At 68.6% G+C, this 13312-nt stretch carries 11 protein-coding genes; 6 read left to right on the top strand and 5 right to left on the bottom strand.

The window, feature by feature from the left end; genetic code table 11:
* Window positions 1–23: 23 nt before the first annotated feature.
* Window positions 24–2069: an alpha-1,4-glucan--maltose-1-phosphate maltosyltransferase gene (locus tag ACIBG8_RS41280; RefSeq protein WP_397348669.1), complete on the bottom strand. Its 2046-nt coding sequence runs from the start codon at window positions 2067–2069 to the stop codon at window positions 24–26.
* A gap of 190 nt (window positions 2070–2259) precedes the next feature.
* Here ACIBG8_RS41280 and glgP point away from each other — a divergent pair, with 190 nt between their 5' ends.
* Together glgP and ACIBG8_RS41270 are read left to right on the top strand one after the other, a co-directional pair.
* A complete protein-coding gene (gene glgP / locus ACIBG8_RS41275) occupies window positions 2260–4842 on the top strand; it encodes an alpha-glucan family phosphorylase (RefSeq protein WP_397348668.1) in 2583 nt (860 codons plus the stop codon).
* A 33-nt stretch (window positions 4843–4875) separates the two neighbouring features.
* Window positions 4876–5751, top strand: coding sequence for a MurR/RpiR family transcriptional regulator (locus tag ACIBG8_RS41270; protein WP_397348667.1), 876 nt, complete (start codon window positions 4876–4878; stop codon window positions 5749–5751).
* Here the strand turns inward: ACIBG8_RS41270 and ACIBG8_RS41265 are convergent.
* The 3 genes from ACIBG8_RS41265 to ACIBG8_RS41255 form a co-directional block, all read right to left on the bottom strand.
* A complete protein-coding gene (locus ACIBG8_RS41265) occupies window positions 5735–6562 on the bottom strand; it encodes a MerR family transcriptional regulator (protein WP_397348666.1) in 828 nt (275 codons plus the stop codon). The two genes, ACIBG8_RS41270 and ACIBG8_RS41265, sit on opposite strands and share 17 nt — an antisense overlap.
* Window positions 6563–6632: 70 nt before the next feature.
* Window positions 6633–6866, bottom strand: coding sequence for a hypothetical protein (locus tag ACIBG8_RS41260; RefSeq protein ID WP_397348665.1), 234 nt, complete (start codon window positions 6864–6866; stop codon window positions 6633–6635).
* Between the two features lie 58 nt (window positions 6867–6924).
* Window positions 6925–8781, bottom strand: coding sequence for an N-acetylmuramoyl-L-alanine amidase (locus ACIBG8_RS41255; protein ID WP_397348664.1), 1857 nt, complete (start codon window positions 8779–8781; stop codon window positions 6925–6927).
* 214 nt (window positions 8782–8995) lie between these two features.
* Here ACIBG8_RS41255 and ACIBG8_RS41250 point away from each other — a divergent pair, with 214 nt between their 5' ends.
* The 4 genes from ACIBG8_RS41250 to ACIBG8_RS41235 all read left to right on the top strand — a co-directional run bounded on the left by ACIBG8_RS41250 (window position 8996) and on the right by ACIBG8_RS41235 (window position 12457).
* A complete protein-coding gene (locus tag ACIBG8_RS41250) occupies window positions 8996–9919 on the top strand; it encodes a class I SAM-dependent methyltransferase (RefSeq protein ID WP_397348663.1) in 924 nt (307 codons plus the stop codon).
* 64 nt (window positions 9920–9983) lie between these two features.
* Complete coding sequence (locus ACIBG8_RS41245; protein ID WP_397348662.1) at window positions 9984–10754, top strand: alpha/beta fold hydrolase; 771 nt, start codon at window positions 9984–9986, stop codon at window positions 10752–10754.
* Between the two features lie 137 nt (window positions 10755–10891).
* A complete protein-coding gene (locus tag ACIBG8_RS41240) occupies window positions 10892–11350 on the top strand; it encodes a hypothetical protein (protein WP_397348661.1) in 459 nt (152 codons plus the stop codon).
* 333 nt (window positions 11351–11683) lie between these two features.
* A complete protein-coding gene (locus ACIBG8_RS41235) occupies window positions 11684–12457 on the top strand; it encodes an enoyl-CoA hydratase/isomerase family protein (RefSeq protein WP_397348660.1) in 774 nt (257 codons plus the stop codon).
* Between the two features lie 34 nt (window positions 12458–12491).
* On the opposite strand, the gene ACIBG8_RS41230 is transcribed toward ACIBG8_RS41235, so the two are convergent.
* Window positions 12492–13217: an SIMPL domain-containing protein gene (locus ACIBG8_RS41230; protein WP_397348659.1), complete on the bottom strand. Its 726-nt coding sequence runs from the start codon at window positions 13215–13217 to the stop codon at window positions 12492–12494.
* Window positions 13218–13312: the final 95 nt, after the last annotated feature.

Raw genomic sequence — 13312 nt, 5'->3', positions numbered from 1 at the left:
CCCGCTGTACTGAGTTTCGCTGACTACCGATGCCCTGCTCGCACCGTGAAGACGTGGGCAGGGTGGATGTGGGGGTCGAGGCGGACGTAGTTGTTCTGCCGCCAGCGGTACGACTCGCCCGACAGTTCGTCGTCCACGACGAACTCGGCATTCCAGTCGAGACCGAGGGCGGGCAGGTCGAGCTCTACCGTCGCCTCGTGGGTGTTGTGTGGATCAAGGTTGACGACCGCCAGGACAACGTCGCCAAGCCCGTGCCGTCGTGTGGCCGTGTCATAGGCGCCGGGGAGCCGCTTGGAGAAGCAGACCATGTCCGGTTGGTCGACCCTATGGAATCGTAGATTACGCAATTCCTGCAATGCCGGGTGGGCTCTTCGGAACAAATTCAGCTGAGTGATGAAGGGCGCCAGTGTGCGGCCTTCTCTGTCTGCTGCGACCCAATCACGAGGTCTGTACTGATATTTCTCGCTATCGAGGTATTCCTCGCTACCCGGACGAACTGCGACATTCTCCGCCAATTCATACCCGGAGTAGACACCCCAGGTCGGCGAGCACAAGGCGGCCAGAACCGCCCGGATCCTGAAGGCCGGGACCCCGCCGTGCTGAAGGTATTCGTGAAGAATGTCCGGTGTGTTGACGAAGAAGTTGGGCCGCAGGAAGTACGAGGTCTCGTGTGACAGCTCGCTGAAGTAGCTCTCGACGTCGGACTTGGAGTTCTTCCACGTGAAATACGTGTACGACTGGTGGTATCCGATCTTGGCCAGCGCCTGCAGCATCGGCGGCCTGGTGAACGCCTCGGCCAGGAAGATCACGTCCGGGTCCGTGGTCCGTACGTCGGCCAGCAGCCGCTCCCAGAAGCTCACCGGCTTGGTGTGCGGGTTGTCCACGCGGAAGATGCGGACCCCGTGGTCCATCCAGTGCCGCAGCACCCGCTTGATCTCGGCGTAGATCCCCTCGGGGTCCTTGTCGAAGTTGAGCGGGTAAATGTCCTGATATTTCTTCGGCGGGTTCTCCGCGTAGGCGATCGACCCGTCGGCCCGCACGTTGAACCACTCCGGGTGCTCCTTGACCCAGGGGTGGTCGGGGGAGCACTGCAGGGCGAAGTCGAGCGCGACCTCCATGCCCAGCTCGCGGCTGCGCCCGACGAAGGCGTCGAAGTCCTCGATCGTCCCCAGGTCGGGGTGGATGGCGTCGTGCCCGCCGTCCTCCGAGCCGATCGCCCAGGGCGAGCCGGGGTCGTCGGGGTCGGGCGTCAGGGTGTTGTTGCGGCCTTTGCGGAACGTCGCGCCGATCGGGTGGATCGGGGGGAGGTAGACGACGTCGAAGCCCATCGCGGCCACGGCGGGCAGGCGCTTGGCTGCGGTCTGGAAGTCTCCGGACTTGGACAGGCCGGTCGGGTCGACGATCGCCCCCTCTGACCTGGGGAAGAACTCATACCACGAACCGTAGAGCGCCCTGCGCCTGTCGACCCTGAGCTTGAAGGTCTTGGCCTTGGTCACCAGGTCGCGCAGCGGGTGGGCCTCCAGGAGCGCGGCGGTCTCGGGGAGCTGGGCGATGGACAGGCGGGCCCGCGGGTCCAGATCCTCGTCACGGAGCGTAGCCGCGATCGCCTGCAGCGCCGCCCGGTGCCCGCACTCGTTTTTTGACCCGTTTTTTACGGCTTCTGAGCAGTCTGCCGGCCGTACGGCCTTGGCCGCTCGTTCGAACAGCCGGGCGCCTTCCTCGCACATGAGGTCGGAGTCCATGCCGCGCGGGATCTTGATCCCCGCGTCGTGCAGCCAGGTCCCCATCGGGTCGCTCCACGCCTCGACCCTGAACTGCCAGTCGCCCTCGGCCGCCAGGCACACCGTCGCGCTCCAGCGATCGGTGCCCTGTACCTGCTCACGCATGGGTTTCAGCCGATTGCGCTGCCCATCCGGCGCGATCAGCACCACTCCGGCGGCCACGGCGTCGTGGCCCTCCCTGAACACGGTCGCGGAGATCTCGAAGGTCTCTCCGGCGACCGCCTTGGCGGGCCACTGCCCGCAGTCGACGACGGGGTGGATGTCCGTGATGGGAATTCGTCCGATCATCGCTTCTCGTTCTAGTGGGTTCGAGTTCGTGGCATGAACGATCCTTGCACCTCCATCGGGGGCGCTGTCCGGGCACAATGTGGGAGTTGCCCCAATCGTCCCTCTTCATGCCTCTACGCGGAAGGTGGTTTGAAGGGCATTCGAGACGGTGAAGGTCACACGGAGTACCTCTTCCCCTAGGGTCGGAAACGTGAGAGCAATCCGCAGGTTCACCGTCCGCACTGTCCTGCCCGCGGAGTTGGCCGCCCTCGGCGAGCTCGTGCACAATCTGCGATGGTCGTGGCATCCAGAGAGCATGGATCTGTTCACCGAGGTCGATCCCGTGCTGTGGGAGCAGTCGGGCCACGACCCGGTCGCCATGCTGGGCGCCGTCGACTCCACGCGCCTGCGCGAGCTGGCCGCCGACCGGCGCTTCCTGCGCCGGCTCGCCGACGCGGCCGACGACCTGCGCGAGTACATGACCGGCCCGCGCTGGTACCAGACGCTGCCCGGCGCGGCCGAGGCCATCGCCTACTTCTCCCCGGAGTACGGCATAGCCGCCGCGCTGCCCCAATACTCCGGCGGCCTCGGCATCCTCGCGGGTGACCACCTCAAGACCGCCAGCGACCTGGGCGTCCCCATCCTGGCCGTCGGCCTGCTCTACCGGCACGGCTACTTCACCCAGTCGCTGTCGCCCGAGGGCTGGCAGCTGGAGCACTACCCCTCGCTCGACCCGGGCGGCCTGCCCCTGAGCCTCCTCAAGGAGGCGGACGGCGCGCCGGTCAAGATCCGCATCGGCCTGCCAGAGCAGCGCACGCTGCACGCGCAGATCTGGGTCGCCCAGGTCGGCCGGGTGCCGCTCCTGCTGCTCGACTCCGACGTGGCCGACAACGACGCCGCAGCCCGCGACGTCACCGACCGGCTGTACGGCGGCGGCACCGACCACAGGCTCATGCAGGAGCTCCTGCTCGGCGTGGGCGGCGTCAGGGCGATCCGCGCCTACTGCCGCATCACCGGGCACGCCGAGCCCGAGGTGTTCCACACCAACGAGGGCCACGCCGGGTTCCTCGGCCTGGAGCGCATCCGCGAGCTCACCGAGGCCAGGCTCTCCTTCGACGAGGCCATCGAGGCAGTGCGCGCGGGCACGGTGTTCACCACGCACACCCCGGTGCCCGCGGGCATCGACAGGTTCCCCGCCGACATGATCGAGCGGCAGTTCGGCGGCGACAACGCCTGGCCGACCGTCCCCGTGGAGCGCATCCTGGCGCTCGGCGCCGAGGAGGAGCCCGGCCGCTTCAACATGGCGATCATGGGCATGCGGCTCGCGCAGCGCGTCAACGGCGTCTCCGAGCTGCACGGCGAGGTCAGCCGCGAGATGTTCAAGATCCTCTGGCCGGGGTTCGACCTCGACGAGGTGCCGATCGGCTCGATCACCAACGGCGTGCACGCGCCCACCTGGGTGGGGCGCGAGATCATGGAGCTGGCCGGGCGCGAGCTGCCCTCGCTGGTGGAGAAGGCGCGCGGCTGGGAGGGCATCCAGAAGATCTCCGACGCCGACATCTGGGCGATCCGCGGCAGGCTGCGCACCCGGCTCGTGGAGGGCGCCCGTACGCGGCTGCGCAAGGCGTGGCGCGACAGGGGGGCGTCGGACGCCGAGCTGGGCTGGGTGGACGAGGCGCTCGACCCGTCCGTGCTGACCATCGGGTTCGCCCGCCGGGTGCCGTCGTACAAGCGGCTCACCCTGATGCTGCGCGACCCCGACCGGCTGCGCGAGCTGCTCCTCGACCCGGACAAGCCCGTGCAGATCGTCATCGCGGGCAAGGCGCATCCGGCCGACGAGGGCGGCAAGAAGCTCATCCAGCAGATCGTGAAATTTGCCGACACGCACGATGTGCGGCACCGGATCGTCTTCCTGCCCGACTACGACATGGCCCTCGGCCAGCTCCTCGTCCAGGGTTGCGACGTGTGGCTCAACAACCCGCTGCGCCCCCTGGAGGCCAGCGGCACCTCCGGCATGAAGTCGGCGCTGAACGGCGGGCTCAACCTGTCCATCCGCGACGGCTGGTGGGACGAGTGGTACGACGGCACCAACGGCTGGGCCATCCCCACCGCAGACGGCGTCGCCGACCCCGACCGGCGCGACGAGCTCGAGGCGTCGGCGCTCTACGACCTCATCGACCACGAGGTGGCCGACCGCTTCTACGACCGCGCGGCCGACGGGCTGCCCAGGCGGTGGCTGGAGATGGTCAGGCACACCCTGGTCACCCTCGGGCCGAAGGTGCTGGCCGGGCGCATGCTGCGCGACTACGTGGTCGACCTCTACACCCCGGCCGCCGCCTCGGCGCGTGCCCTGTCCGCTGATGCGTACGGCTCGGCCAAGACCTTCGCCGCCTGGCGGCTCAAGGTCACCAGCGCCTGGCCGGGCGTGCGGGTGGAGCACGTGGAGGCGACGGGCATCGGTGACACGCCCGAGGTGGGCGCCGCGCTGGAGCTGCGTGCCACCGTCGCGCTCGGCGACCTCGACCCTGGCGACGTGCTCGTGCAGGCCGCCTACGGCAAGGTGGGGCAGCACGACGAGCTGATCCATCCGCGCTACCTCGATCTCACCTCGGCCGAGGTCGGCGACGACGGGAAGGGCTACTACACCGGCACTCTGCCGCTCGAACACACCGGCGCGTTCGGCTACACGGTCCGGGTGGTGCCGTCGCATCCGCTCATGGCCGCGCACGCCGAGCTGGGGCTCATCGCAGTCCCGGAGGAACCCGCTGGTATGACCAACGGCACACTTAGGTGACACAGCACATCATTGGGGCCGCATAATCAGTTCGTGGACGACAGCCGGAACGGCCTGCGGGCTGACACTCTGGTGGCCACGGTCCGCGGCGTGCTTCCTTCACTGACGCCCGCCGCGCAGACCGTCGCACGCCTGATTCTCGAGGATCCAGCGACGGTCGCGCGGAGCACCATCACCGAGCTGTCGGCCGCCTCAGGCACCAGCGAGGCGACCATCGTGCGCACCGCGAGGCTGCTCGGGTTCGCCGGGTACCCGCAGCTGCGCCTGGCGCTCGCCGCCGCCGCCGCGCAGCCGGACCGGCTCGTGCCCGGCGACCTGGCCCCGGACGACCCGCTCTCGCTGGTCATCCAGAAGGTGGCCAGGGCCGAGTCCGAGGCGATCAACGACACGGTCGCGCAGCTCACCTCGGAGCGGCTCGGCCTCGTCGTGGACGCCATCGTCGGCGCGCGCCGGATCGACGCCTACGGGGTGGGGGCGTCGGGGCTGGTGGCCCAGGACATGGCGCAGAAGCTTCTGCGCATCGGGCTGTCCAGCCACGCGTTCCAGGACGCCCACCTGGCGCTGACCAGCGCAGTGCTGCTGCGTACCGGAGACGTGGCCATCGGGATCAGCACGTCGGGGGAGACCCCCGACGTCCTGGAACCGCTGCGTCGGGCGGGGGAGGCGGGGGCGACGACGGTCGCGATCACCAACAACCCGCGCTCGACCATCGCGGACGTGGCCGAGCACGTGCTGATCTCGGCCGGTCGGGAGACCGAGTTCCGGCCTGGGGCGCTGGCCAGCAGGATCAGCCAGTTGCTGGTGGTCGACTGCGTCTTCGTCGGGGTGGCTCAGCGCACCTTCGACTCCTCGCAGGAGGCGCTGGCCAGCACGCGCAAGGCGGTCGCCGAGTTCACGAAGAAGCGCTGACGCTTTCCAGCGCCCAGTCGAGGACCGGGGCGAGGTCCTGCGGGGGCGGCCAGCCGTTGACGATCGCCAGCAGGCGCATGTAGCGGTCGCGGCGCGGGTCGTTCGCCGCGCGCAGCCTTTCCACGTGGGGGCGGATCTGCTCGCCGTACTCGACGTCCGACGGGGACAGTCCCGCTGCCATCGCGGGGGCCACCAGATCGCGGACCTCGGCCACCGGGTCCTTTTTCAGGCTGGGGGTGAAGTGGTCGGCCATGCGGCGCATGCTCTCCCGGAAACCGGGGTCCATCGCCAGCTCGGCCAGCTCCACCCAGGCGTCCACCTGCTCGGGCGTGGGGTCGTCCGGCAGTTCCGGGGTCATCGTCCGCCTGGGCCCCTCCCAGGTTTCGGGAAGCGCGGCGTCGAGGAACTCGCCGATCAGGCGGTTGCGCTCGTCTGCTGTGAGTGCGGCCAGTTTGTGCATGAGTGCGGTCTCCTCGGGTCCAGACCCGCGCCTGGCCACGGCCGTCAACACCGCCCGCCGCAACCGCAGCGTCCTGATCTGCGCTTCCAGGGCCGCCGCGTGGGTCGCGGCGACGTCGGGCAGTGAGACCTCACGCGTGACAACCTTGCGTACGGTCGCCAGGTCCAGCCCGAGTTCCCGCAGGGTACGCACCAGCTCGAGCCGGGCGAGGGCGTCGATGTCGAACAGCCGGTAGCCCGCCGGGCTCCGTGTGGTGGGCGGCACGATGCCCTCGTCGGCGTAGAACCTGATCGCTTTGACCGTGAGCCCGGTGCGTTGCGCCAGCTCGCCGATCGAGTAAAGCCCGTCCATGCCCGACACCCTCCCGTCTCCCCTTACCGGAGAGTCAACCGCCGCCGCTCGGCAACCAGACCCGCCCCCATCACGACCCCCACACGGCGAGCGGCCAGCCGTATGGATGCCTGAGAAGCCACTTGCCCGAGGTGATCACCGCGGCTTCTTCGACGACGGCGACGGAGGCCATGAGCGTGCCGGTCACCCGCGTGGCGTAGTCGAGGAACTCTTCAAAGGGTTCCCCGATGCCTTTGGCAAGGCCCACGGGGACCGCCAGGCCCATCACCAGGAGGGCGACGAGGTGTCCGATTAACCAGGGCAAAGGCATGCGCAACCATAACCCGGGGCCCGCCCGCTTCGTGCGGGCGGGCCGCCGGGCGTTATGACCAGCTCACCTGCACGTCGTCGGCCTTCACGAACATGACGCGGTGGCCGAACTGGATCTCGTAGTACTTCGTCTTACCCTTCACCACGGTGTGCTCCTCCGGGGTGAAGGTGACCGCGCGGAAATACTCGGCCGGAGCGGCCCCCGCCAAGGTGTACTTCTCACCGGCGGAGAACGTGTACTGCAACGGCGTCACCGGCTGATACGGGATGTTCGCCGGATATGCCTCCTGCTCCGGATACGCCCTGCCGTACACCGGAATGGTGGCCAGCCCAGGCTTCGGCGTCACGACCAGGCCCATCGACGGGATCGCCGTCGGGTTGGACGCCGGGTTGTAGAACCACGACTTCTGGCCGAGGTACCAGATCGCCGTCCAGTCGCCCTGCCGTCCGGCCACGGCGAACCGCTGCCCGGTGGTGGCCCTGGCGCTGTGGTCGTACACGCTGTACAGCGAACCGCCGGTCGGGTGCTTGCCGATGTCCTTGATCAGCGGAGCGTCCGCGCGCGGCTCGGTGCGCAGCCACACGGTCGACGCGCTGGTCGGCGGGCAGTCCTTGGACGGGTTCTTGCGGTCACAGCCGTAGAAGTACGGCTTGTTGGTGGCGAAGTCCGGCTTGATCATGACCGAGCCGGAGTTCGGGCCGCCGAACGGGTGGAACGGCGCGCCCATCAGCTCGAAGTAGTGCGCCCAGTCCCAGAACGGGCCCGGGTCCTCGTGCATGCCCCTGACCGTGGTCGGCAGCGTGCCTGGCACGTTGTCGTGACCGATGATGTGCGCCCTGTCCAGCGGGATCGCGTTCCTGAACGCCAGGTAGCGCACCAGCTTGGCCGAGGCGCGGTACATCGCCTCGGTGTACCAGGTGCTGCCCTCGGCCAGGAAGCCCTCGTGCTCGATGCCGATGGACTTGGAGTTGATGTACCAGTTGCCCGCCTGCCAGGCCACGTCCTTGGCCTTGATGTGCTGGGCGATGTGACCGTCCGTGGACCGTACGGAGTACTGCCAGCTCGCGCCGTAGTTGGGGTCCTTGTTCAGGTCGATGGACGGCTTGAAGTAGCCCTCCATGTCGTGGATGACGATGTAGTCGATCTTCTGGCTGACCGGCCTGTTGCCCAGGTCGTAGTGGCCGTAGTCGTCGTCGGGCAGCTGCGCGTAGCCCGACGGGATCCACTCGCACGAGATCGTCGGCGGGCACTCCACGCCGTCGGTGCGCGGGTGCAGCAGGCCGAGGTCCTCCAGCCACCTGATGATCCGCTCGACGCCGGGAACGGGCCGCAGGCTGACCTGTTGCCCGTCATCGGTCTTCCTGGTCACGCCCTGCTTGATGGTGTCGTAGACCTCGTCGGCGAAGAACTTGGCCGCGCTCTCCTCGGTGGCGCCCGAGTATTTCGCGACGGCACCGTACCACTGGCCTGGGTCGTCGCTCAGCGGCGCGCCCAGCGCCTTCTGGTAGTCGGCCAGCAGCGCCGCGCCGCCCCTGATGTTGGCGGCGGGGTCGGTGCGCAGCGTCTCGTGCGACTCGCCGGTGAGCTCGGCGGCCTTCTCCATGGTCCTGAGGGACGCGGGGATCTCCTGCGTCTGCGCCGTCTGCGTGGGTACGGCGAGCGGCCTGCTCTCGTCGCCGCGCGCGTCCTCCTCGCCTTCGGCGTGGTGGTTCCCACCGGTGAAGGCTGCGGCGTCGGTCAGGTGCATGGGGCCGAAACCGGCGTCGTTGCTCGGCATGCCCGCGTGCGCGTCCCAGCGGGACTCCAGGTAGGAGACGCCCAGGAGGACGCTTTCTGGGACCTTGTACTGCTCGGCGGCCTGGGCGAAGGCCTGCTGGCGGTCATTGGGGTCGTCGGCGTGGGCGGACATGGGGATCGATAGCGGTAAAAAGCCAACGGCCACGATGGCTGCGGCGGCCAAACCTCTTCGCATGTAGGTGCTCCCTATGACTGGGGGGTCGTAGTGGAGCCAGCGTCTCAACATTTTCCTTCCTGAGGGAGAGGCTTGCGAAGGATTTTTTCATCTCTTAACACGACAACGGCTTTTCGCGGTGTGTCTCCCTGCTCCGGGGTAAGGGTGTGGCATGGTCTTCCGGCTGGTCCAGGCGCTTCTGTCGCCGCTGGGGTTCGTGGGCACGTGGCTCTGGGGGTTGTCGCTGGTCAGGGAGGCGCGGCGGACGGGGTCCTCGGCGACGGTGCTGGCGTCGTGCTATCCGCGGTGGATCATGCATCACCTGCGCCAGCGGTGGGACGCGCCGTGCGTGCGGCTGATGAAGGTGCTGCCTGGGCCGGTACGGCTCGGCCTGCGGTACGCCACGGTGCCGACGATCGTCGCGCACGCGGTGACCGGTTACGTGCCCAAGCCCTTCCGTTATCCGTACCAGGGACAGCCGCCCATGATGCACCAGCCGGTGGCGCGCACGACCTTCCACGACGAGGCACTCGCGCGGCACCTGCCTGGGGTGGAGCAGCTCGTGGTGCTGGGCGCCGGGTTCGACACGAGGTCCTACCGGCTGCCCGCGGGCTCCGCCGTACGGTGCTTCGAGGTCGACACCCCGGGGACGCAGCGGATCAAGCGCGAGGCGCTGTCCAGGGCCGGGGTTTCTGCGGAGCATGTCACCTTCGTCCCGGCGAACTTCGAGGAGAAGGACTGGTTCGCGCGCCTGGTCGAGGCGGGGTTCGATCCGGCCAGGCCGACCTACTTCCTGTGGGAGTCGGTGACGATGTACCTGGACCGGGAGGCCGTCGAGCGGACGCTGCGCAGGGTGTCGGCGCCGGGCAGCGTGGTGGCGTTCGACTACTTCACGACCGTGATCCTGCGCAGCAACGACCCTTACTCCACGTATGCGCGGTGGGCGGCGGCGCGGATCAAGGAGCCGTTCGTGTTCGGCATCGACCAGGAGGACGTGGCGGGGTTCCTGGAGGCGTGCGGGTTGCGCATGGAGGAGCAGCGCTCCTTCAACCAGGACCCGGTGATGGCCGGGTTCGTCACTGCCACCGTTTTGTAGCGATCACTAAGAAACGTGGTACGGTCGGTTTGTTATCGATCGCTACAAAATCTTGGAGATCCTCATGCCCGCATTTGCCCGCAGCGTCCACGGGGAGGGCCCCGGGTTGGTGCTCGCTCATGGAGCAGGTGGCGGCTTCGCGGCCAACTACGGACCGATCCTGGGTGGCCTCAGCGCCGGGCACAAGGTCGTCGGCGTCGACTTCCCGGGCACCGGCAAGACCCCACGCTCAACGGCCCCGCTGGACCTGGACGACCTGGCCGACGAACTGGTGGCCGCCGGGGTGGCGGAGGGCTTGGAAACCTTCGCGGCGGTGGGTTACTCCTTGGGTACGGCTGTCGCCATCCGCGCCGCCACGCGTCACCCGGGGCGGGTGAAGGCGCTGGTCCTGACCGCCCCCTTCGCCCGCCCCAACGCGCGGCTACGGTTGAACGGGGAACACTGGCGCGACCTGTACCGGTCTGGCGCGCATGCCTCACTGGCCCAGTTCCTGGTCCCTTTGGCACTCGGTTCCTCGACCCTGGAAACCCTCCCGAGCGACACCCTGGACAGCGTGATCGAGGCAACAGCCCAAACCCTCCCCGCCGGTTCGGCGGAGCACGTGGACCTCGTCACCCGAGTCGACATCCGCGCCGACCTCCCGGACATCGCCGTTCCGACCCTGGTGATCTCGACCACCGAGGACCTGCTGGTGACGCCCGAGCTGCACCATGAGGTGGCCAACGGCATCCCCGGCGCGGAGCTGGTCGAGCTCGCCAGCGGCCACCTCCCCTTCGCCGAACGCCCCGACGAATGGCTCACCCTCATCACGACATTCCTGGCCCGGGTCGTGTAGGTGCGAGTGGGTGGCGCACGAGGGCGCCTCTCTGGAGGAGATCGCGGGCTATGGCTGGCATCGGATCGATCGGTTCCGGCGGCAAGAAGCTCTTCCGTCACGCATCGTGGAAGTCAGCTTCGATGTGAGGTGGTGCGATGACATTGGACGCGGGCAGTTCGGTGAGCGCCTGGTTCGCTCTCGGTGGAGCTCTCGGCGGTGTCCTGATCACTGGCGTGATCGCGCTGGTTACAGCGATCCTGAACCACCGCTGGCAGGCGAGCGCCACCGACCGAACACTCGACTGGGAGCATGCTCGTCAGATCCGGCAGGAGCGCCGCGAGACGTACGCCGGCTACTGGGCGGCCTGGAACGCGCTCATGCATGGATTGCTGCAGCCAGAGGTAGAAGTACGCGCTGAGGAGATCGCATGGCGGCAGGCATTGGACGCCATGTTCTTGATCTGCGGCCAAGAGGTGCTCGACGCGGGAATCAAGCACATAGGGCTGACGGAGGCCAGACTCGAGGCGCGTACTGCGCACATTGACGGTCGTGGGCTGTCGAGGGCATTGAACCGGGCGATGCGTGAGGACATCTTGGCCAGGCCGCGTCTGTAGACCGACCGGGTCCGTGGGCTTCCGGCGGGCTCGTGAGAGCACCGCTTGGACCTCCCTCCGCGGCATATGGGCTCGGGCTATGTGGGGTTGACCCTCTCCGGCCGGGTGTCCGGGGACGTTGTCCGTGTGGACGGGCGCCTTCAGAGGTGGCCGACCACGGCGGGACAGCCCCGTGCGGACGGGCACTGCCAGAGGTGGCTAGCCACAGCGGGAGCGGGGGCGGGCGGGTGGGTGGGCGGAGGGCGGGAAGGCGGGGGGTGGGGGAGCTTGGGGTGGTGGGGCGGGTGTGGGTGGGGGAGTGGTGTTCGGGGGGTGGGCGGATAGGGTCGGGGGATGGGTGAGTTTGTGCGTGTCGAGGTTGCCGACGGGGTCGCGACGATCAGGCTCGATCGTCCCAAGATGAACGCGCTCAACGGCCAAGTCCAGCGTGAGATCGGTGAAGCCGCCCGAGCCGTGGACGCGGACTCGGCTGTCGAGGCGGTCGTGGTGTACGGCGGGGAGCGGGTCTTCGCCGCTGGGGCCGACATCAAGGAGATGGCGGACATGTCGTATGCGGACATGGCCGGGCACTCCGCGGTTCTTCAGGACTGTTTCACGGCCGTCACGCGGATCGGGAAGCCTGTCATCGCGGCCATCACCGGCTATGCGCTGGGCGGCGGGTGCGAGCTCGCGCTCTGTGCGGACTTCCGGGTCGCGGGGGAGGGGGCCAGGCTGGGGCAGCCGGAGATCCAGCTCGGGATCATCCCCGGCGCCGGTGGGACTCAGCGGTTGCCTCGGCTGGTGGGACCGGCCAGAGCCAAGGATCTGATCTTCAGCGGGCGGCACGTCGGGGCTGCTGAGGCGCTGGCGATCGGGCTGGTGGATCGGGTCGTGCCGGATGCAGATGTCTATACGGCTGCGCTGGAGTGGGCCAGGACGTTCGTGGGCGGGCCCGGGGTCGCGTTGCGTGCTGCCAAGCAGGCGATCGATCAGGGGCTGGAGGTCGATCTCGACACCGGGCTGGAGATCGAGCGGCTGCAGTTCTCCGGGCTGTTCGCCACTGACGACGCCAAGATCGGTATGAGGGCGTTCGCGGAGAAGGCCAAGCCGAAGTTCACCGGTCGGTGACACCCACCGCGACGGTCGCGGTGGGTGGCACAGGCTAGGGGTTGGGGATGGGCATTCTGGCCTCGTAGACGACGTTGACGCGGGCGTTCAAGGTCTCCTCGCCCGCGCTCACCGGCAGCGACTTCGCCCCCGCCGCGCCGTCCGCCATGGCCATCGCGAAGGGCACCACGTGTGGCCGGTACGTCGGGGCGCTGTCGTTGAACGAGATCAGCGCCCCCAACTCCCGCCCCGCCACCTCGGCGTACTCCTGCGCCTTCGCCCGAGCCTTCGCCAGCGCCTCGGCACGGGCCTCGCGCTGCGCCGCCTCAGGGTCGGACACCTCGAACGAGATCGACTGCACCCGCAGCGCCGACCCCGCCCCCTGTAGTGCCCCGAGCACGTCCCCCGCCGAGTCCAGCGAGCGGACCAGCACCTCGACGCTCTGCACCCCCCGGTACCCGGAGATCTCGGGGTGCCGGTCGGGCACGTACTGGGGGTTCAGCGACAGCTCGCTGGTCCGCACGTCGGACGGGTCGATGCCCGCAGCCGACAGCGCCTCGACGAGCGCAGCGGAGGCCGACCGCAGCGAGCTGTAGGCGTCGGCGGCGTTGTCGCTGATCACCTCGACCCCGGCGCGCAGCCGCATGCGGTCGGGTTTCACCTGCACCTCGCCCTCGGCCGAGACGCTGATCTGGTTGCCGTCGAACCCGTCGGCGAGAGCGGGCGACGAGGTCATGAGGACGGCGGCCGCGGCGGCAGCGGCGAGGATGCGGTTGAACATGAGCCGATCTCATCAAGCGCGAACCGCATCTCCCCGCGAGTGCCGCTAAAGGTCGTCCCAGGATTTCGTCGGAGAAGCGGATAGATGCCACTATC

This window comes from Nonomuraea sp. NPDC050556 (genome assembly GCF_044457355.1).
GTDB lineage: Bacteria > Actinomycetota > Actinomycetes > Streptosporangiales > Streptosporangiaceae > Nonomuraea.
Note: the sequence above shows the minus strand (reverse complement) of the source record. Positions and strands in the feature narration are given on the sequence as shown.

Bases quoted from the DNA above. Each gene is read 5' to 3' on its own strand.
- ACIBG8_RS41280 (WP_397348669.1), bottom strand. From the start codon at position 2,069: ATGATCGGACGAATTCCCATCACGGACATCCACCCCGTCGTCGACTGC.
- ACIBG8_RS41265 (WP_397348666.1), bottom strand. From the start codon at position 6,562: ATGGACGGGCTTTACTCGATCGGCGAGCTGGCGCAACGCACCGGGCTC.
- ACIBG8_RS41255 (WP_397348664.1), bottom strand. From the start codon at position 8,781: ATGTCCGCCCACGCCGACGACCCCAATGACCGCCAGCAGGCCTTCGCC.
- ACIBG8_RS41250 (WP_397348663.1), top strand. From the start codon at position 8,996: ATGGTCTTCCGGCTGGTCCAGGCGCTTCTGTCGCCGCTGGGGTTCGTG.
- ACIBG8_RS41245 (WP_397348662.1), top strand. From the start codon at position 9,984: ATGCCCGCATTTGCCCGCAGCGTCCACGGGGAGGGCCCCGGGTTGGTG.
- ACIBG8_RS41240 (WP_397348661.1), top strand. From the start codon at position 10,892: ATGACATTGGACGCGGGCAGTTCGGTGAGCGCCTGGTTCGCTCTCGGT.
- ACIBG8_RS41235 (WP_397348660.1), top strand. From the start codon at position 11,684: ATGGGTGAGTTTGTGCGTGTCGAGGTTGCCGACGGGGTCGCGACGATC.
- ACIBG8_RS41230 (WP_397348659.1), bottom strand. From the start codon at position 13,217: ATGTTCAACCGCATCCTCGCCGCTGCCGCCGCGGCCGCCGTCCTCATG.